Origin of the sequence: Paraburkholderia sp. GAS82, assembly GCF_050436285.1 — a bacterium.
Taxonomy (GTDB): domain Bacteria; phylum Pseudomonadota; class Gammaproteobacteria; order Burkholderiales; family Burkholderiaceae; genus Paraburkholderia; species Paraburkholderia phenazinium_B.
The window spans coordinates 653,919-674,308 of record NZ_JBNDLX010000003.1 but is presented as its reverse complement, the minus strand read 5'-3'; the positions used below and the strand labels follow the sequence as shown (position 1 = coordinate 674,308).

The following is a 20,390-nucleotide window of genomic DNA, read 5'->3' as shown; positions in this document are numbered from 1 at the left end:
TACCGCTACGCCACCATCGCCGCCGCCCCAGCCTGCAGCAAGGCAGGAATCGCGTCGGTCGGCATCGGTCTCGAGAAGAAGTAGCCCTGCATTTCGTCGCAGGCGCGCTCTTTGAGAAAATCGAGTTGCTCCGATGTCTCCACGCCTTCGGCGATCACCTGCAGGTTCAGCGAATGCGCGAGCGCGATGATGGCCGACGTAATCGTCTCGTCGTCGCCCGATGTGCCAATGTCCGACACAAACGAGCGGTCGATCTTCAGGCGGTCCACCGGAAAGCGCTTCAGATAGCTAAGGCTCGAATAGCCGGTGCCGAAGTCGTCGATGGCGAGCCCGATGCCCAGCGCGTGCAGCGAGTTGAGCATCAACACCGCTTCTTCGGCGTTGCGCATGATGGTGCTTTCGGTGAGTTCAAGTTCGAGGTATTGCGGCTCGAGTCCAGTCTCCGCGAGGATCTGCGTGACCACCTTGGCGATGTCGTGGTGCTGGAATTGCCGCGCCGAGAGGTTCACCGAGACGCGCGCCGGCGGCAAACCCTCGTCCTGCCAGGCCTTGTTCTGGCGGCACGCCTCGCGCATCACCCACTCCGACAACGGCCCGATCAGCCCGCACTCCTCCGCCACCGGAATGAACGACGACGGCGGGATCAGCCCCACCTCCGGGTCGCGCCAGCGCACCAGCGCCTCCATGCCGACGATCTGTCCGGTCACGATATCCACCTGCGGCTGGTAGTGCAGCAGGAACTCGTTATCGCGCAAGGCGCGCCGCAGACGTCGTTCGAGACTCAGCCGCGCGCCGGCGCTCACGTTCATCTCCGGCTGGTAGAACTGGAAGTTGTTACGGCCCATGTCCTTCGCGCGATACATCGCGAGGTCGGCCTTCTTCATCAGGGTTTCGGTGTCGTCGCCGTCCTGCGGGAACAGGCTCGCGCCCATGCTGCAGCCCACGTACAGCTCGGTGCCGTCGAGCCACACCGGCTCGGAGATCGACGCGCGCACGCGCTCCATCCACGCAATCAGCGACTGCTCGTCGACGGTGTCGGTCATCACGATCACGAATTCGTCGCCGCCATGCCGTGCCACCGTGTCGCTCGCGCGGGCGCAGCGCGCCAGGCGCTCGGCGACGACGCCCAATAGCCGGTCGCCGACGCTGTGTCCGAGGCTGTCATTGACGTTCTTGAAGCCGTCCAGATCGATAAACACGACTGCGACACCCTTGTGGTGGCGCCGGGCGACGATCAGGGCGTGCTGCAGACGGTCGCGCAGCAGATTGCGGTTGGGCAGCCGGGTCAGGCTGTCGTAGTTCGCCTGGTATTCGAGCTGCTCCTGATAGCGCATCAGGTCGGTGACGTCGTTGATGACGCCGATGTGATGCGTGGTCTCGCCATCCGGATTCGGCACCGGCGCGATAAACAGCTGGTTCCAGAACAGCGCGCCGTCCTTGCGGTAATTGCGCAGCACCGCGCTCACTTCGCGATTGGCCGCAAGCGACTGGCGGATCGCCGAAATCCCTTCCTGATCGCGGTCGTCGCGTTGCAGCAGGCGGCAGTCCTGGCCGATCACCTCGGCCGGATCGTAGCCGGTGATGCGCTTGAACGCCGGATTCACGTATTCGATCAGATTGCCCGTCTCGGTCGGCCCGGTGATCAGAATGGCGTTGACGCTCGCATCGAGCGCGCGGCTTTGCAGACGCAGCGCCAGATCGGCGCGCTTGCGCTCGGTGATATCGGTGTAAGAACCGAGCACACCGATCACACGGCCGTCGCTATCGGTGAACGGCAGCTTGCTCGTCACTGTGGTGCGATGCACGCCGTCGATCACCAGGTCGGCCTCGAAGTTCATCTTTGGCACGCCGGTGGTGATCACTTCGACGTCGTGCGCCTGCACCTGATCGGCCAGCGCGCGCCAGGGCAGATCGTGATCGGTCTTGCCCACCACCTGCTCCGGATACGCCAGCCCGGCATCGCGAGCAAACGCCATGTTGCAGCCCAGATAACGCGATTGCTGATCCTTCCAGAAAATCCGCTGAGGAATATTGTCGATCACCGTTTCGAGCATCTGGTTCGAGCGCTGTGCCTCGGCTTCGGCATTGATCTGCTCGGTGACGTCATCGGCCAGCACGAAGATCGCGGGGCGGCCCATGTAGGTCAGCGAGTGATACGAGATGTCGGCGCTGATCGTCGAGCCGTCCTTGCGCCGGTGATGCCAGACGCCGGCCATCGTGCGGCCCTGGTTGGGGCCATCGTCGCTGCGCAACAGATGCGACTCGAGGCGGCCGATCTCGCCGTTCGGACGGATCGCGCGGACCGTCATTGCAAGGAATTCGCTCTCCGAATAGCCGTATTGCTGGACGGCTGCCGCGTTGACCGCGAGAAAACGCAGCGTCTCGCGATCGAAGATGTACATCGGCACGGGATGGGTGTCGAACAGGCCGCGAAAGCGTTCGTCGTTGCGGTACAGGGCCTTGGCCATCCGCAGCCGCTCGCGCGCCGCGCTTTCACGTGCGCCGAACGTGAAGATCAGGAGCGAGCAACCGGCCAGCATTGTGACGATCAGCAGCAGCATCGCGTGCTGCGTACGCCGGTGCGATTCCGCCAGCGACACCTGCAAGGCGCGGTTTTCCTGCTGCCGCAACGCTGCCAGCGCCGTTTCCACGTGATCCAGTTCCATGCCGAGCTGCGTGTAGGCCGACGCCGCCCATGCTCGCGATTCGTCCGGGCCGCTCGCCTGAGCCAGCGCCAGTGCGGCCGCGATTTCCTGCTGCAGTGTCCGGCTCTCGCTACTCAGCTTGCCCAGTGTGGCGGCCATGGCCGGTTCGTCGGCGAGTTCCGCCGCGAGCCTGTGCTCGAGCCCGGCGAGCGAAGCCGACATCACCGACGCCGCATCGGCCGGTCCGGGCCGCCCGGTCGCCTCGAAGCGGCCCAGCGTCGCGAGGCCGTCATCGAGCGCCGAGCGATAAGCGTCGAGATTCTGGCGGATGTCAGTCGAGCGGAGCGTGCGCACGTCGGCATCGCGCTGGCCGCAGATCTGCGTGTAGGCGACAAACGCGTTCGCGCCGACCGCTGCGGCGACGACTGCCAGATTGATCAGTAACCGCCTCGATAGGAAAGGAGTCATGGGTTCCGAACGTTATTCGTTCTGCAGGCGGGAGTGCGCTGAGGTCCGTGCGCATGAATGCGTATGCAGCACGTGCTTGTTCTTGCCTCTGCGGGGTCTTTTTACGCGCCAACCCTTGGATAACGGCAACGAATCGGAACAGTTTGAGGGTGCGATGCAAAAATATTTGCGGGGCGGGGACGACTAGCCGGCCAGACCAAACTCTTTCATGGCGGGTACAAAGTCGTGGTTCGCTTCGGGTTTGCGCGACAGCTTGGTAAGCACGTAGCGTTTGAACGGCTCGAGCGTGGCCCACTGGTCGGTGCTCGGGGCGTGCAGGCTGGCGAGTGCCACCTGGTGCATCACGCCCTCCGGCACGGCGTTGGTCCGACGCCACGGGGGGGCGTCCTCGGGAGTGAACCATTCAGGCTCGACGTTGGCGTGCGTGCGCAGCATTTCGAACAGCGCATGATCGAAGTTCGGCTCGATGCTGGCGTCCTCTTCGACCGGAAAACGTGCGAGCAGCTTGCGGTCTTCGTGTGGCAGCATCTGCCACTGCGCGAGCGAAATGCGCAGCCCGAAGCGGTCGAGATTGAAGCGCACCGCCATCGGGATGTAGGTCAGATCTTCCGAAGACTCGACTTCGAAGTTGAACAGGAGCGGCGCCTCGTTGAGTCCCATGACAGTGTCCTCTTTGGTGGCGGGCCAACGCACAAAGCCCGCTTGAGGTATTTTAGAACCTTATTCGTGCGGCGGCGGCCCGGCCAGGCCGGGCTAGGGGACAGTTCCCCGCGCGCCGCATCGGTCTAGGAGTCAGGGTTTTGAACGAACTTGAAACGGCGGATCAACCGGGCGCTGTCGAGCGCCAGGTGCGCCGCCACCGCGGCGGCGCGGTGGAAACGGTCATTGACCACGTCGGTCAGGAGTGGCCTGTCGCGCTCGTCTTCAACGGCATTTCGCACGCTGTGATGATGTGCACGCCGCGCGATCTGGAGGCGTTCGCGGTCGGTTTTGCGATTTCGGAAGGGATCGTGGAGCGCGGCAGCGATATCCAGGACATCGAGGTGGCGCTGCATGACGGCGAAATGCCGCATGCCGAAGTGCAATTGCAGGTCGTGCAACAGGCCTTCGTCGAGCTGAAGGAAAAGCGCCGCGCGCTCGCGGGCCGGACTGGCTGCGGCGTGTGCGGGATCGAAAGCATCGATCTGCTGGATCTGAAGCCGGAGCGCGTGCCTGACACGGGTTTTCTGCAGCGGCTCGCACCGGATGCGATTGCCCGCGCTGCACGTGAGCTGCCGGCGCATCAGGCGCTGACCAAACTGACCGGCGGCCTGCACGCGGCGGCATGGTGCGACGCAGAAGGCGCCATCCGCCTCGCATTCGAGGATGTAGGCCGTCATAACGCCCTGGATAAGCTGATCGGGCAGCTGGTGCTCGACCGGGCGGATACCAAGGACGGCTTTGTTTTCCTGTCGAGCCGTGCGAGCTATGAACTGGTGCGCAAGGCAGCACGCGTCGACGTGCCGATGCTGGCGACCATCTCGGCGCCGTCGTCGCTGGCGATTGCGATTGCACGCCAGGCCGGCGTACGGCTGGTGAGCTTTTGCCGCGAGGCCGGTTACGTCGACTACGACACGCTTGCGCCGACGTAAGCCCGTTGCCTGTTGCTGCTCAGTCGAACTGCCGGAAATCCGGCTTGCGCTTTTCGAAGAACGCCTTGAACGCCTCGCGCGCTTCCGGCGCGAGCAGCATCTTGCCGAAGTGCACGGCTTCATCGGACATCTGCGTTTGCAGTTCGTGGTGGCTCGCTCGCTTCATCAGCGACTTCGTCACACGCAGCGACGAAGCCGGCAGTGCCGCCAGCTTGACCGCTTGCTCGAGCGCGAATGCATCGACTTCCGCGGCCGGCAGCAGGCGGTTCACGAAGCCCATCTGTTGAGCTTCGCGCGCGTCGAACGCTTCACCCAGCAGCAGCTTTTCCGCTGCGGCCTGATAGCCGGCGACGCGCTGCAACAGCAGGCTCGAAGCCGCTTCCGGGCACAGCCCAAGTTGCGCAAACGGCAGCGAAAACGTCGCTGTATCGGCGGCATACACCAGGTCGCAATGCAGCAGCAGGGTCGTGCCGATCCCCACCGCCGGGCCCGCCACCGACGCCACCACCGGTTTCTCCGCCGAGCTGATCGCGCGCAGGAACTGGAACACCGGCGCGCTTTCGCCCATCGGCGGCGTCTTCATGAAATCTTCCAGATCGTTGCCGGCGCTGAAAATGCCGACGCTGCCGCGAATCAGGATCGCGCGCACGGACGTGTCGCCCTGCGCTTCGACCAGCGCATCGGCCATCGTCTGGTACATGGCGGCCGTAATCGCGTTCTTCTTGTCCGGCCGGTTGAAGGCAATCGTCAGCACGCCGTTGGCGCGCTCGACCAGAATGTCCATCGTCATCTCCTGTTAGTCCCGCTCAGTGCTGCGCAGTACTGCTTGTCGAGGCGGTAATGCGGCTGTGATGCGGCTGAATGAAAAAACGGTTCGCAGGCCTCAGGGCTTACGAACCGTTCTGAGGTCTTCAAAGGACCTGTGCGTACACGATTACAGACGCTCAATGATGCCCGCTGCGCCCATGCCCGTGCCAACGCACATCGTGACCATGCCGTACTTGTAGTTACGACGGCGCAGGCCGTGCACCACTGTCGACGCACGAATCGCGCCCGTCGCGCCGAGCGGATGGCCCAAAGCAATCGCGCCGCCGAGCGGGTTGATCTTCGACGGATCGAGACCGAGGTCCTGGATCACCGCCAGCGACTGCGCGGCGAACGCTTCGTTCAGCTCGATCCAGTCCAGGTCTTCGATCTTCAGACCCGCGGCCTTCAGCGCAGCCGGAATCGCTTCCTTCGGGCCGATGCCCATGATTTCCGGCGGCACGCCGCGCACGGCGAAGCTCACGAAACGCGCGAGCGGCGTCAGGTTGAACTCCTTCAACATCTTCTCCGACACCACGATCAGCGCGCCTGCGCCGTCCGAGGTCTGCGAGCTGTTGCCGGCCGTCACCGAACCCTTGTTGGCGAAGACGGTGCGCAGCTTGGCCAGACCTTCCAGCGACGTGTCCGCGCGCGGACCTTCGTCGAGCGCGACTTCGCGCGTCTTCACCTTCACTTCGCCGGTGGCGAGATCGGGGAAACGCTCGGTGATCGTGTAGGCGGCTATTTCGTCGTTGAACTCGCCGGCCTGCTGCGCGGCGATCGCGCGGCGATGCGATTCGACTGAGAACTGGTCTTGCGCTTCGCGGCTGATCTTCCAGCGCTCGGCGACCTTCTCGGCAGTCAGGCCCATGCCGTAGGCGATGCCGAAGTCTTCGCTACGATCGAAGATGTGCGGCGACATCGACGGCTTGTTGCCCATCATCGGCACCATGCTCATCGATTCGCAGCCGCCGGCGATCATCGCGTCGGATTCGCCGACGCGAATGCGGTCGGCGGCCATCGCCAGCGCCGTCAGGCCCGACGCGCAGAAACGGTTCACCGTGACGCCGCCCACCGTATTCGGCAGACCGGCAAGCAGTGCACCCATGCGGGCCACGTTCAGCCCTTGTTCCGCTTCCGGAATTGCGCAGCCAATGATGGCGTCTTCGATCACCTTGGTATCGAGACCGGGCACCTGCGCCACGGCCGCTTTGATCGCGTGCACCAGCAGTTCATCGGGGCGCGTGTTCTTGAACATCCCGCGCGGCGCCTTGCCGATCGGCGTGCGGCTCGCGGCGACGATGTATGCGTCTTGCAATTGCTTTGTCATTTGAAGAGCTCCTATGTCGGCCAGAGTTAGCGCTTCAACGCTTACTCTGGCCCCATGCGATTTATGCGGGCGATCGTCGCGCGTTAGTTACGCACCGGCTTGCCGGTTTGCAGCATGCCCATGATCCGTTCCTGCGTCTTCTGGGTGCCGAGCAGGTCGACGAACGCACGGCGCTCGAGTTTCAGCAGCCATTCTTCATCCACCAGGCTGCCCGCTTCGACATCGCCGCCGCACACGGCTTCGGCGATACGGCTCGCGATCAGGTAATCGTGATCGCTAATGAAACGGCCATCGCGCATATTGACGAGCGACGCCTTGATCGTCGCAATCGCCGAGCGGCCTGCAACCGGCACCTGCGTCACACGCAGCGGCGGACGATACCCGGCCGCGGCCAGCGCACGCGCTTCCTTCTTCGCCACATCGAGCAGCTCAAACACGTTGAAGACGATCGTGTCGGACGGCTTCAGGTAACCCATTGCACGGGCGTCGAGCGCGGAGGCCGAGACCTTCGCCATCGCGGCGTTTTCAAACGACTTCTGCACGAACTTCAGGAGATCGTTGGTGGCACCAGCCTGCGTCGCCGCTTCCGCTGCGCGCAGCGCCGCTTCCTTCAGACCGCCGCCAGCGGGAACCAGACCCACGCCCACTTCCACCAGACCGATGTAGCTCTCGATATGCGCCACACGCTTCGCGCTTTGCAGCACGAGTTCGCAACCGCCGCCGAGCGCGATGCCCGACACAGCCGAAACCACCGGCACGTTCGCGTACTTCACGCGCAGCATGCCTTGCTGGAACTTCTGCACGAACGGCTCGATACCCTTCGCGCCACCCGTCATGAACGCAGGCAGCGCCTCTTCCAGATTCGCGCCTGCCGAGAACGGACCGCCCGGCGTACCGAGCTTCAGCGACGTGGGTTGCCACACCACGAGGCCCTTGTATTCCTTTTCGGCCAGTTCGATCGCTTGCGTGAGGCCATCGATTACCGATGGTCCAATCGTGTTCATCTTGCTCTTGAACGAGACGATCAGGACGTCGTCCTCGCCCGCACGATCGTCGACCCATGCGCGAACCGCATCGGTTTCGAACAGCGTCTTGCCGAAAGTCTTCGGATCGGCACCGGTCTCGCCGACCAGCGGCGCACGGAACACCTGTTTGTCATAGACGCTCAAGGAAGAACGCGGCACGAAGGACTTCGAAGCCGGCGACCACGAGCCTTCGTTCGTATGCACGCCGCCCTTCTCGGCAACCGGACCTTCGAGCACCCACGACGGCAGCGGCGCGCTAGACAGCGCCTTGCCTGCGGCGATGTCTTCCTGCACCCACTCGGCGACCTGCTTCCAGCCGGCCGTCTGCCAGCCTTCGAACGGGCCTTCGTTCCAGCCGAAACCCCAACGGATGGCCAGATCGACATCACGCGCGTTATCGGCGATCGACTCCAGATGCACACCGATGTAATGGAACACATCGCGGAAGATCGACCACAGGAACTGCGCCTGCGGATGTTGCGATTCACGCAGCAGTTTCAGACGCTCTGCCGGCGGACGCTTGAGGATGCGGCCCACCAGTTCGTCGGCCTTCGCGCCGCCGTCGACATACTCGCCCGTCTTCGGATCGAGCACCTTGATCGCCTTGCCCTCCTTCTTGTAGAAGCCGCCGCCGGTCTTCTGACCGAGCGCACCCTTCTTCACGAGTTCGGCGAGCACGGCCGGTGTTTCGTAGACCGGGAAGAACGGGTCGTCCTTCAGGTTGTCCTGCATCGTCTTGATGACGTGCGCCATCGTGTCGAGACCGACCACGTCGGCGGTGCGGAATGTGGCCGACTTGGCACGGCCGAGACGCGAGCCCGTCAGATCGTCCACCTCGTCGAAACGCAGACCGAACTTCGCCGCTTCGGTGATGACCGCGAGGATCGAGAAAATGCCCACCCGGTTGGCGATGAAGTTCGGCGTATCTTTCGCACGCACGACGCCCTTGCCAACCACGCTCGTCAGGAACGTTTCGAGCTGATCGAGAATTTCCGGACGCGTCGCCGCGGTCGGAATCAGCTCGACCAGATGCATATATCGCGGCGGATTGAAGAAGTGCACGCCGCAGAAGCGCGACTTCAGTTCATCCGAGAAACCTTGCGACAGTTCGGTGATCGACAGACCCGACGTGTTGCTCGCGAAAATCGCGTTCGACGCGATATGCGGCGAGACTTTCTTGTACAGGTCGTGTTTCCAGTCCATCCGTTCGGCGATTGCTTCGATCACGAGATCGCACTCGGCGAGCTTCTCGATGTCGTCGTCGTAGTTGGCAGGCTGGATGTATTGCGCGTCTTCCTTCACGCCAAACGGCGCCGGCGACAGCTTCTTCAGATTCTCGATCGCTTTCAGTGCGATCGCGTTCTTCGGGCCTTCCTTGGCGGGCAGGTCGAACAGCAGCACAGGCACCTTGGCGTTGATCAGGTGCGCAGCGATCTGCGCGCCCATCACGCCGGCGCCGAGCACGGCTACCTTGCGAATGATCAGATTGCTCACGTCGTTCCTCCGGGGGAGTTATGCGGGTGTCGCGTAATGTTTGCGTGGATTTCGCGCGCGGTGCACGCGGGCTTCGCAATGCGTGGCTGGCGGCAGGGCCGCGCGTTTCAGGCACGCGCGGCCCTGCCGTGATGTGGCTTTAGAACAGCGACTCTTCGACGTCCATCAACGACTTCGAACCGGCGCGTGCCTGGCGAATCGTCATGGCCGTTTCCGGCAGCAGCTTGGCGAAGTAGAAGCGCGCGGTGGCGAGCTTGGCCTTGTAGAACGGATCGCCGGACGCTTCCTTGTCCAGGGCGATGCGCGCCATGCGGGCCCAGAAGTACGAGAACACCAGATGGCCGACGGTGCGCAGATACGGTACAGCCGCGGCGCCGACTTCGTCCGGGTTCTGCATGGCCTTCATGCCGATTTCCATGGTGAGCTTCTGCACCTTGTCGCCGATGTCGGCGAGCGGGTTCACGAACTCCTGCATTTCCGGCTTGATGCCTTCGGCTTCGACGAACTCCGTCACCAGCTTGCCGAACTTCTTCATCTTCGCGCCCATGTCGCCGAGGACCTTGCGGCCGAGCAGGTCGAGCGACTGGATCGCGTTGGTGCCTTCGTAGATCATGTTGATGCGCGCGTCGCGCACGTACTGCTCCATGCCCCACTCGGCGATGAAGCCGTGGCCGCCGTAAATCTGCATGGCGTGGTTGGTGCTCTCGAACGCGTTGTCCGAGAGGAACGCTTTCAGGATCGGCGTGAGCAGCGCGACGAGGTCGGCCGCGTCCTTGCGCACCGATTCTTCGGCGTGCGACAGTTCCTTGTCGATATGCAGCGCGGACCAGTACGAGAACGCGCGGGCACCTTCGGCGTAGGCCTTCTGCGTGAGCAGCATGCGGCGCACGTCCGGGTGCACGATGATCGGGTCAGCGGCCTTTTCAGGCGCCTTCGGACCGGTCAGCGAACGCATCTGCAGACGCTCTTTCGCATACGTCAGCGAGTTCTGATAGCCGATTTCGGTCAGCCCCAGGCTCTGCATGCCGACACCCAGACGCGCGGCGTTCATCATCACGAACATGGCGTTCAAGCCCTTGTTCGGTTCGCCGACCAGCCAGCCCCTGGCGTTGTCGAGATTGATCACGCAGGTGGCGTTACCGTGGATGCCCATCTTGTGTTCGATGGAACCGCACTTCACGGTATTGCGTTCGCCCGGCTCGCCGGCTTCGTTCGGCACGAACTTAGGTACGATGAAGAGCGAAATGCCCTTGGTCCCCTTCGGTGCATCCGGCAGACGCGCGAGCACCAGATGAACGATGTTCTCCGCGAGGTCGTGTTCGCCGCTGGAGATGAAAATCTTGGTGCCGCTGATCGAGTAAGAGCCGTCGACGTTCGGTTCGGCCTTGGTGCGCAGGATGCCGAGATCCGTGCCGCAATGCGGCTCGGTCAGACACATCGTGCCGGTCCACGTACCGGAGACGAGCTTGGGCAGATACGTCTGCTGCAGTTCGGGCGTGCCGTGCGCATGCAGGCATTCATACGCGCCGTGCGACAGGCCCGGGTACATCGTCCACGCCTGGTTCGCCGAATTAAGCATTTCGTACAGAGCGTTGTTGACGAACGCGGGCAGGCCCTGACCACCGTATTCCGGATCGCAACCGAGCGCCGGCCAGCCAGCCTCGACATATTGCTTATAAGCTTCCTTGAAACCCTTCGGCGTGGTTACGACGCCGTCGCCGACGTACGTGCAGCCTTCCTGGTCGCCGCTCTGATTCAGCGGGAACAGCACTTCGGAGCAGAACTTGCCGGCTTCTTCCAGCACTGCATTGATCGTATCGGCATCGAGATCCGCGTGCTTCGGCATCTGCTTGATCTCATCTTCGACATTAAGCAGCTCGTGCAACACGAATTGCATGTCGCGCAACGGCGCGGCGTACTGTCCCATGACTCTCTCCAAAGTTTGACAAGGAGCCAGGCCGTCAACTCCAGTCCGTGTCCGGACCTTTTCAGCGCCGCTGGATCCGCCGGATCCGGCTGCCCTGCTAACGGCTTTCGCTCTGATACGAAACAATCAGTTTTTCGAGCGCGGCCCAGGTCAGAGGCACTGCATCCGGTAAGTGCAGGAAGCGTGCGTCGTGATGCAGGCCGAGCGTGAAGCTGTACAGTTCGAACAGCATCAGTTGCGGGTTCGTGTCCGCACGCAGATGCCCCTCTTCCATTGCCTGCGAAATGGCCCGGGTGAGCGCTGCACGCCAGATCGTCACGCTCGACACCAGTTGCTCGCGCACCGGGTTGTCCGCGCGGTCGTCATACTCGACCGCACCGCTGATGTAGATGCATCCGGTAGTCACTTCCTGGATGCGCTTCTCAATCCAGCGGGAGATCATTGCGCGCAAACGCGGCAAGCCGCGCGGCTCACGCAGACTCGGGAAAAACACCTCGTCTTCGAAACGACGGTGATATTCGCGCACCACTTCAACCTGCAAGTCCTCGCGCGACCCGAAGTGCGCAAACACGCCGCTCTTGCTCATCTGCATGCGCTCGGCCAGCAGCCCTATCGTCAGACCTTCCAGTCCGTCGCGGCTTGCCAGATCGAGTGCTGCATCGAGAATCGCGACCCGCGTTTGTTCGCCTTTTCGCATAGCTGTTTTTACCGTTCTTATGTGACCGAAAGAAAATCGAACGGCCGTACTATTATTCAGTGCTGCCGTCCGCGAAACAAGGACTTTATTAGAAACCGGTTTCTAACCGGAGCATCAATTTTGCGTCATACGTCTATCGGACGCGGGAGATTTTTTTAGAGGGGTTTGTCGTGTCGGCGCGATCTGGTTTGACGCGTGTCGCAACTCCCGGGGCGATTTGGCGCGATGGGCTCGCAGGGGACGTTCGGGCAGGCGGGTTTGCCCTGGGCCTCGGGGCGGCCGCGTGCGTGATTCATTCAGCGCCAGAGGGTCGCGGTCGAGCAATGACATCATCCGTTCCCGAGCTTGCTTGCGGCAAAACCGGTCTAGTCGTACCCGCCGACCGTCAGCAGTTTCATCACGACGCGGTAGGTGTTGTAGGCCAGCCAGTTCAGCGCACGCTCGCCTGCAGGACGGGCCTCGTAGTGCTCGATATCGATACGGCGCGACTCGTCGAAGGCAGTCAGGATCGCCTCGCGCAACGACTTGATTTGCGGGTCATGCACTAGCACGACGTTAGCCTCGTTGTTCAGCATAAGACTCAGCGCGTCGAGATTCGACGAGCCCACTGTACCCCAGGCCGAATCGACAACGGCCACCTTGCCGTGCAGCATCGTCTTTTCGTATTCGGCGATCTTCACGCCGGCCTTCAGCAACGAGCGGTACAGGAAAGGCACTGCGTAATCGAGCGCGGCGAACTCCTTCCTGCCGATGATCAGCTTCACGTCCACCTCACGCCGCGCCGCGAACACCAGCGCACGGCGCAGCTTGCGGCCCGGCATGAAGTAGGGATTGGCGAGCAGCACCTCGGTGCGCGCCTGACCGATCGCGGTGAGGTAGGCCTTCTCGATGGCGCGGCGGTTGATCAGGTTGTCGCGCGCGACGAACGCCACCGCGGGTTCGCCAACGCCGCGCAGATCGGCGCTGCGGTTGTGGCCGCGGGCCGGTGCGCCGGAACTGGTGTCGTCCTTGAAGGTGAAATCGGGCTGCAGCGCTTCGACCGGACGGTGACCGAAACGGATCCGGTGCCATTGGCTCTCGAACGCCTCGCGGACATCGGCAACCACCGGCCCCTGCAGCTCGACCGCAAAGTCCCAGCGCCGATACGGCAAACGCGCACCGTCGTTCTCGTAGTCGTCGACGATATTGATGCCGCCGCACCACGCGAACTGATCGTCGACCACAGCCAGCTTGCGATGCGTGCGCGAAAAACCGAAGCGGCCAAACAGATGCGGGTTGTAGATCCGATGCTCGATGCCGCGCTCGGGCCAGTCGTGGAAAATCGGCAGACGGGCGGTGCCGATGCCGTCGGTGATCACGCGCACACGCACGCCGCGGGCGGCGGCGCGCAGCAACGCGGCACTGACCGCCTGGCCGGCGTCGTCATTGCAGAAGATGTAGGTTTCGAGAACGACGTCTTTCTCCGCCGCATCGATGCGCGCGATCAACGAAGTAAAAAACGCCTCCCCGGAGCGGAACAGTTGGACTTCGTTACCGGCGGTGAAGCGGAACTTCGACCAGTAACGACGACCGAACAGGGTTTGCCGAAGCCGCTCGAAATGCCGCGAACCGCCGGCCGTCATCGGAGCCGCCTTTTCAGGCGCTGCGGCAACTGCAAAATCGCGTCGGCGTTCGACGAGGAGAAGCAGCGCTCCGCGGCTTCTTCATGCGGCAGCCAGAGGTGCGCGGTGTGCTCGAGCGGCGCGAGCGTCACCTCGCAACGCTGCGGCACCTCGAGGCTGAACCAGTGTTCGGTGTTGTGCGTCACGCCCTCGGCGTAACGATGCCGCCAGACCGGATAAATCTCGTACTCGATCTGATACTGCCAGTCCAACAACGCCTCGCGGGGCACAGCGGAGCTGCCGATCACGATACCGGTTTCCTCGGCCACTTCGCGAATGGCGGTCGAGGCAAGCGGCTCGTCGAGCGTGTCTTTCGAGCCCGTCACCGATTGCCAGAAACCCGTGCGATCGGCACGCTCGATGAGCAGCACATCTAACCCCGGCGTATGGATCACCACAAGTACGGATTCGGGAATCTTCGGCGGTTTCGGCATGGCGATAAGACTAGGCGCGTGCTGCGCGCGGTACATGTCGGTCGACGGATTTATCTGGGCTATTGTTTCACCCGTTGCTACGACTGTAACGCAAAAAACGAAAAAGGCGCGTGACGCGCCTTTTTCGTTTGCTTGACCGCGGCCCATTGAACCGCTGGATGAGCCGCTCAGACAGCGAGCATGCAGCCTTACGCCTTCGCTTCCGGCTGACGCAGACGGATGTGCAACTCGCGCAACTGGCGCTCGTCCACTTCGCTCGGCGCCTGCGTGAGCAGGTCCTGTGCGCGCTGCGTCTTCGGGAACGCGATTACGTCGCGGATCGAGTCGGCGCCGGCCATCATCGTGATGATGCGGTCCAGACCAAACGCGATACCACCGTGCGGCGGCGCGCCGTATTGCAGCGCGTCGAGCAGGAAGCCGAACTTGGCGCGTGCTTCTTCCGCATTGATCTTGAGCGCGCGGAACACCTTGCTCTGCACTTCTTCGCGGTGGATACGCACCGAACCGCCGCCGATTTCCCAGCCGTTCAACACCATGTCATAGGCCTTGGCGAGGCAGCGGGCCGGATCCGTTTCCAGATACTCGAGGTGCTCGTCCTTCGGGCTCGTGAACGGGTGATGCGCGGCGACGTAACGGTTTTCTTCTTCGTCGTATTCGAACATCGGGAAGTCCACCACCCACAGCGGCTTCCAGCCGGTTTCGACGAGGCCGTTGGCCTTGCCGAATTCGGAATGACCGATCTTCAGACGCAGTGCGCCGAGGCTGTCGTTGACGACCTTCGCGCGATCCGCCGCGAAGAAAATGATGTCGCCGTCTTGCGCGCCGGTACGCTCGATGATGGCCTTGATGGCTTCATCGTGCAGGTTCTTGACGATCGGGCTTTGCAGACCGTCGCGGCCCTTGGCGACTTCGTTAACCTTGACCCAGGCCAGACCCTTCGCGCCGTAGATGCGCACGAATTCCGTGTAGCTGTCGATATCGCCACGCGAAAGCTCGCTGCCCTTCGGCACGCGCAGCGCCGCAACGCGGCCATCCTTGGTGTTGGCAGGCGTGCTGAACACCTTGAAATCGACGTCCTTGACCGCGTCGGTCAGGTCGGTGAATTCGAGCTTCACGCGCAGGTCCGGCTTGTCCGAACCGAAGCGGCGCATGGCTTCCGAGTACTGCATCACCGTGAATTTCTCGTCCAGTTCAACGCCGATCGTCACCTTGAAGACGTGACGGATCATCGCTTCGAACAGGTCGCGAATTTCCTGTTCCGAGAGGAACGAGGTTTCACAGTCGATCTGCGTGAATTCCGGCTGACGGTCGGCACGCAGGTCTTCGTCGCGGAAGCACTTGACGATCTGGTAGTAGCGGTCGAAGTTAGCGACCATCAGCAGCTGCTTGAACAGCTGCGGCGACTGCGGTAGAGCAAAGAACTGGCCGGCATTGGTACGCGACGGCACGAGATAGTCGCGCGCGCCTTCGGGCGTGCTCTTGGTGAGCATCGGCGTTTCGATGTCGATGAAGCCCAGCGAGTCCAGATACTTGCGTACTTCGATCGAAACACGGTAACGCAGACGCAGGTTGTGCTGCATCTGCGGACGGCGCAGGTCGAGCACACGATGCGTGAGACGCGTGGTTTCCGACAGGTTGTCGTCGTCGAGCTGGAACGGCGGCGTGACCGACGCGTTCAGCACGTTCAGTTCGTGGCACAGCACTTCGATCTTGCCGCTCTTCAGGCCAGCGTTGGTCGTGCCTTCCGGACGATTGCGCACGACGCCCTTGATCTGCACGCAGAACTCGTTGCGCACGCCTTCAGCGGTCTTGAACATCTCCGCGCGATCGGGGTCGCACACGACCTGAACGAGGCCTTCGCGGTCGCGCAGGTCGATGAAGATAACGCCGCCGTGGTCACGGCGACGGCTCACCCAGCCACACAGCGACACGGTTTGGCCCAGCAGTTCTTCGGTCACCAGACCGCAGTATTCAGATCGCATCGACATGATGTTTGTCTTTCGTTTTGCATTAGTTGAACGGCGCGCAGCTCATGAAACTGAAACAATGCGCGCCGGCATTACATCGGCGGTTCGATGGTGGAGCGGCGCACCTGCTGCGCCGGTGGCGCGGATGGCGCCACCACGCCCATCGAGACAATGTACTTGAGCGCAGCGTCGACCGTCATATCAAGTTCGACCACTTCGCTCTTCGGCACCATCAGGAAGAAGCCGGACGTCGGGTTCGGCGTAGTCGGCACGTACACGCTGACGTGATCTTCCTTCAGGTGGTTGAGCACGTCCCCGCCCGGAATCCCGGTCAGGAACGCGATCGTATAGGAGCCCTTGCGCGGATACTCGATGAGCAGGGCCTTGCGAAACGCATTGCCGCTGCTGGAGAGCAACGTATCGGACACCTGTTTGACGCTCGTGTAGATCGGCCCGACCACCGGAATATGGCCGACCAGCAACTCCCACCACTTCACGAGCTTCTGCCCGATGAAGTTCTGCGTCAACAGTCCAACGATGAAGATGAACGCCAGCGTCAGCACTGCGCCCAGGCCGGGCAGACGGAAGCCGAGCGCGCGCTCCGGCTGCCACGACTCCGGCAGCAACAGCAGCGTCTGATCCATCGTGCCGATAATCAGACCGAGCACCCACAACGTGATGGCCAACGGCACCAGCACCAGCAGGCCGGTCAGGAACACCGATTTGAGCGTCGCTTTTTTCGTCGTCATGTGTATCGCCAGAAAGCCACGCCGGCCGGGCCGGTTGTGGCGAGTGCGCCGCCTCGTCGAGGCGGCAACGCTAGCTAGGCGCTGCCGGAGCCGTTGCCGCTGGTGCTAGCCGGTGCGGCCGCCGGCGCTGCAGGTGTTGCGGCGCTGGTAGCGCTTTCGGTCGAGCCGCCCGACGAACCGGTGTCGGCGGAGCCGCCCTCGGACTTCACGGGCGCGGCTTCCTTGTCGCCGCTCGCGCCACTCGGCGCCGCCGCGCTCTTCGCGCCATTGCCGCCGCGGAAATCGGTTACATACCAGCCCGAACCCTTCAATTGAAACCCGGCTGCGGTCACCTGCTTGCGGAATGTGTCTTTTCCGCACTCGGGGCAGTTCGTCAACGGGGCGTCGCTCATCTTCTGAAGCACGTCCTTCCCGAAGCCGCATGATTCGCAGCGATACGCGTAGATCGGCATGATCTTTTCCCTACATTAATCTGGCAAACGCTTGCAAAGCCTTGAATTATAGCCGCAAACAATCTCCCACCCCCGGTTTTCAGGAGTGGGCGACCGACGCAGCCACCGCGGGCACATATTGGGGCGCCCAGCGTGGGATCAAGTCCTCGTCGAGGCGCGGCGGCGCCAGGTGAGCCAGCGCTCGCGGCCGGCGAACACCGGCATCGAGTCGCTGACGGGCTCGTCTTCGATCAGTTCGAAATGCGGATTCAGCAAGGCGTCGAGTTCGGCGCGCTCGATTCCGAACGGTGGCCCTTTCGGGGTCGCGCCCAGAAAGAAGAAGCCGGCCAGCAGAGTCTGCGCCGGCAGAAGTTCGGCCATGCGCTGCGCATAATCTGCGCGGCGGTCCTTCGGCAACGCGCACAGAAATGCGCGTTCATACATCCAGCCTGGGGTGAAGGGCGGCTGCCAGGAGAAGAAATCGGCCTGATCGACGACGTTTGCGTATGCGCCTAGCTGCGAGCGCGCAGTCGCCACCGCAGCCGACGAGAAATCGATCGCCTGCACCCGGCGACCCTGACGGGCCAGCCAGAGCGCCTCCCATGCGCTGCCGCAACCGGGAATCAGCACTGCGGCTTCGGGATGGCGCGTCGCGAAGGTCTGAAACGCCGCCTGCACGCCCGCCTGGTCCCAAGGCGTAAAGCCGCGTTCAAAGCGTTCATCCCAGAATGCCGGCGAGTTCGGATCGCGGGTGGCGAAGTCGGGGCCTGCTGGATTCAACGGATCCACTTTATCCACCATAAACTAGTGCGAGCCAGGCCCGCGCCACCACCGCGCCAATGCCGACCGCAATACCGAACAGAAGCAAGCCTTGCAACAGCCGGTTGGTGCGCTTCTGCTCGAGCAGGATCTGGCGAATCGTGTCGTCGCCCGGGCCGCGCTGGTTGTCGTGACGTTCCGCCAGCACGTGGTGGATCAGCCGCGGTAGTTGCGGCAACGTTTTGCTCCACTGCGGCGCTTCGATCTTCAAACGCTCGAGCCAGCCACGCAGGCCGATCTGCTCGTTCATCCAGCGTTCGAGATACGGCTTGGCCGTCTTCCACAAATCGAGTTCGGGATCGAGCGAACGCCCGAGGCCTTCGACGTTCAGCATCGTCTTCTGCAACAGGACGAGCTGCGGCTGGATCTCGACGTTGAAACGGCGCGACGTGGAGAACAGGCGCATCAGCACCTGACCCAGCGAAATGTCCTTCAGCGCGCGGTCGAAGTACGGTTCGCAGACTGCACGAATTGCGCTTTCGAGTTCCTCGACGCGCGTGGTGGGTGGCACCCAGCCCGACTCGAGGTGAAGCGTGGCGACCCGGTGGTAGTCGCGCTTGAAGAACGCAAGGAAGTTCTGCGCGAGGTAGTTCTTGTCGAAGTCCGACAGCGCGCCGATGATGCCAAAGTCCAGCGCGATATAGCGTCCAAAGTGCGCCGGATCGAGACTGACCTGGATATTGCCGGGGTGCATGTCCGCATGGAAAAAGCCGTCGCGGAACACCTGCGTGAAAAAGATTTCGACGCCTTCGCGAGCCAGCTTCGGGATGTCCACGCCCGCGGCGCGCAGGGTTTCCACCTGACTGATCGGCACACCGACCATGCGCTCCATCACCAGCACGGTGGGTGTGCAGAACTCCCAGTACATCTCCGGCACCAGCAGCAGATCGAGTCCCGCGAAATTGCGACGCAACTGGCTGCCGTTAGCGGCCTCGCGCATCAGGTCGAGCTCATCGTGCAGGTATTTGTCGAATTCGGCGACGACCTCACGCGGCTTCAGACGCTTGCCGTCGGCCCACAGGCGTTCGGCCCATACGGCGATATCGCGAAGCAACGCAAGATCCGAGTCGATCACCGGCAGCATGTTCGGGCGCAGCACCTTCACCGCCACGGCCTTGCCTGCATGTTGGCCGGCTTTCACCTTGGCAAAGTGCACCTGCGCGATCGACGCGCTCGCCACCGGCACCCGCTCGAAATCGTCGAACAGCACGTCGACCGGCGCCCCCAGCGACTTCTCGACGAGCCCGATTGCCACCTCGGACGGGAACGGCGGCACCTGGTCCTGCAGCTTGGCCAACTCGTTAGCGATATCGACAGGCAGCAGGTCGCGCCGGGTCGACAACACCTGGCCGAACTTCACGAAAATCGGCCCGAGGCTTTCGAGCGCGAGACGCAGCCGCACGCCTGGCGGCTGGTCGAACTTACGGCCGATCGTGGTGATGCGCAGCAACAACCGCACACGGCGATCGTTGATACGGCTGAGCATCATCTCATCGAGACCGAAGCGGATAACCGTAAAGAAAATTTTGAGGAAACGCAGAAAACGCATGGTTGAGCCCGGTGACTAGCGCGTGCCGCGCGACGTGGCGGCGCCGCCCGGCGCATTGGCGCCGCGGGCTTCGACCTTCTTTTCAAGACGCTCGAGACGTTTTTCGACGCGTGCCAGCGCATCGCGGGCGCTGGCGAGGTCGGCATTGAAGTCGTCAAGCGCGGCGCGGCGCACTAGTTGCGGATTCTCATCGAGCAGATATTCGGCCACCGAGTCGAGCAGATTGCGCCCGGTGCGGCGCGCATGCTCACCGACCGAGCGCGCCACCGAGGCGACCCGCCAGGCCGGACCGTCGCCGATCAGCCGCGCCAGGTCTTCCTCCGGTTCCCAACGCAGATGCTCGGCCAGCTTCGCGATCACCGTGGCGAATTCCGCGTCGCCTTCGATCTTCACATGCTTCATCACCGCCGCCTGACCGCCCTGTACAAAGGCCGGCAGCGCCTCGGGCGGCACCGAGATGGTGACGTCGAACTGCTGCGTTTGCGTTTCGTCGACCGCGGCCAGATAGCCGTCAGGCTGGACGAGCAGCATCAGAATGACCGGCGGACAGCTCAGCCGGGCGGTCTTGCCGGCATAGGGGGCGAGGCGCTCGCGGGCCCACGATTCGCGGGCGAGCAGGTGATTGACGGCAGCAGCGAAGGGCTTGGCGGCGAGGGTCATTGAGAGTGGCAAGAAAAAACCCGCGCGGGCGATGTGCCCGCGCGGGTTCCTATTGTAACGTCCGTTCGCTTCGCGGCTTAGTCGGCCGAACAGCCAATG

16 protein-coding genes are annotated in these 20,390 nt (G+C 62.9%); 1 reads left to right on the top strand and 15 read right to left on the bottom strand.

Going from position 1 to position 20,390, the window contains the following annotated elements; genetic code table 11:
- Nucleotides 1-5: 5 nt before the first annotated feature.
- Together P3T17_RS13380 and P3T17_RS13375 are read right to left on the bottom strand one after the other, a co-directional pair.
- Complete coding sequence (locus P3T17_RS13380) at nt 6-3,113, bottom strand: sensor domain-containing protein (protein ID WP_429286780.1); 3,108 nt, start codon at nt 3,111-3,113, stop codon at nt 6-8.
- A gap of 183 nt (nt 3,114-3,296) precedes the next feature.
- Nucleotides 3,297-3,773, bottom strand: coding sequence for a nitrate reductase associated protein (locus P3T17_RS13375; RefSeq protein WP_429286779.1), 477 nt, complete (start codon nt 3,771-3,773; stop codon nt 3,297-3,299).
- Between the two features lie 140 nt (nt 3,774-3,913).
- Between P3T17_RS13375 and fdhD the strand changes: the two genes are divergently transcribed.
- The gene (gene fdhD / locus P3T17_RS13370; RefSeq protein ID WP_429407137.1) at nt 3,914-4,744 is read left to right on the top strand and encodes a formate dehydrogenase accessory sulfurtransferase FdhD; all 831 of its coding nucleotides are present in this window, start codon (nt 3,914-3,916) and stop codon (nt 4,742-4,744) included.
- Nucleotides 4,745-4,763: 19 nt separating this feature from the next.
- On the opposite strand, the gene P3T17_RS13365 is transcribed toward fdhD, so the two are convergent.
- From P3T17_RS13365 to P3T17_RS13305, 13 genes are all read right to left on the bottom strand, one after another.
- On the bottom strand, nt 4,764-5,534 hold the full coding sequence (locus P3T17_RS13365) for an enoyl-CoA hydratase (RefSeq protein WP_429407135.1): 771 nt from the start codon (nt 5,532-5,534) through the stop codon (nt 4,764-4,766).
- 144 nt (nt 5,535-5,678) lie between these two features.
- Nucleotides 5,679-6,878 (bottom strand): acetyl-CoA C-acyltransferase, encoded by a 1,200-nt coding sequence (locus P3T17_RS13360; RefSeq protein ID WP_074263371.1) that lies wholly within the window; start codon nt 6,876-6,878, stop codon nt 5,679-5,681.
- An 83-nt stretch (nt 6,879-6,961) separates the two neighbouring features.
- Complete coding sequence (locus P3T17_RS13355; protein ID WP_429407133.1) at nt 6,962-9,397, bottom strand: 3-hydroxyacyl-CoA dehydrogenase/enoyl-CoA hydratase family protein; 2,436 nt, start codon at nt 9,395-9,397, stop codon at nt 6,962-6,964.
- Between the two features lie 139 nt (nt 9,398-9,536).
- Nucleotides 9,537-11,324, bottom strand: a complete 1,788-nt coding sequence (locus P3T17_RS13350; RefSeq protein ID WP_429407132.1) for an acyl-CoA dehydrogenase C-terminal domain-containing protein — start codon at nt 11,322-11,324, stop codon at nt 9,537-9,539.
- 97 nt (nt 11,325-11,421) lie between these two features.
- Complete coding sequence (locus tag P3T17_RS13345; RefSeq protein WP_074263368.1) at nt 11,422-12,021, bottom strand: TetR/AcrR family transcriptional regulator; 600 nt, start codon at nt 12,019-12,021, stop codon at nt 11,422-11,424.
- A 365-nt stretch (nt 12,022-12,386) separates the two neighbouring features.
- A complete protein-coding gene (gene clsB / locus P3T17_RS13340; protein ID WP_429407220.1) occupies nt 12,387-13,598 on the bottom strand; it encodes a cardiolipin synthase ClsB in 1,212 nt (403 codons plus the stop codon).
- A 41-nt stretch (nt 13,599-13,639) separates the two neighbouring features.
- On the bottom strand, nt 13,640-14,116 hold the full coding sequence (gene nudB / locus P3T17_RS13335) for a dihydroneopterin triphosphate diphosphatase (RefSeq protein WP_429407130.1): 477 nt from the start codon (nt 14,114-14,116) through the stop codon (nt 13,640-13,642).
- Between the two features lie 188 nt (nt 14,117-14,304).
- Nucleotides 14,305-16,104, bottom strand: coding sequence for an aspartate--tRNA ligase (gene aspS, locus P3T17_RS13330; protein WP_074263366.1), 1,800 nt, complete (start codon nt 16,102-16,104; stop codon nt 14,305-14,307).
- Between the two features lie 71 nt (nt 16,105-16,175).
- Nucleotides 16,176-16,832 (bottom strand): DUF502 domain-containing protein, encoded by a 657-nt coding sequence (locus P3T17_RS13325; RefSeq protein WP_074263365.1) that lies wholly within the window; start codon nt 16,830-16,832, stop codon nt 16,176-16,178.
- A gap of 74 nt (nt 16,833-16,906) precedes the next feature.
- Complete coding sequence (locus P3T17_RS13320; protein WP_429407128.1) at nt 16,907-17,284, bottom strand: FmdB family zinc ribbon protein; 378 nt, start codon at nt 17,282-17,284, stop codon at nt 16,907-16,909.
- A 138-nt stretch (nt 17,285-17,422) separates the two neighbouring features.
- Nucleotides 17,423-18,064, bottom strand: a complete 642-nt coding sequence (locus P3T17_RS13315) for a hypothetical protein (RefSeq protein WP_074263363.1) — start codon at nt 18,062-18,064, stop codon at nt 17,423-17,425.
- Nucleotides 18,054-19,631, bottom strand: a complete 1,578-nt coding sequence (gene ubiB, locus P3T17_RS13310) for a ubiquinone biosynthesis regulatory protein kinase UbiB (protein WP_429407126.1) — start codon at nt 19,629-19,631, stop codon at nt 18,054-18,056. Before ubiB ends, P3T17_RS13315 begins: the two co-directional genes overlap by 11 nt.
- A gap of 15 nt (nt 19,632-19,646) precedes the next feature.
- Entirely contained in the window at nt 19,647-20,291 is a 645-nt protein-coding gene (locus P3T17_RS13305; RefSeq protein ID WP_429407124.1) for a ubiquinone biosynthesis accessory factor UbiJ, read from the bottom strand.
- Nucleotides 20,292-20,390: the final 99 nt, after the last annotated feature.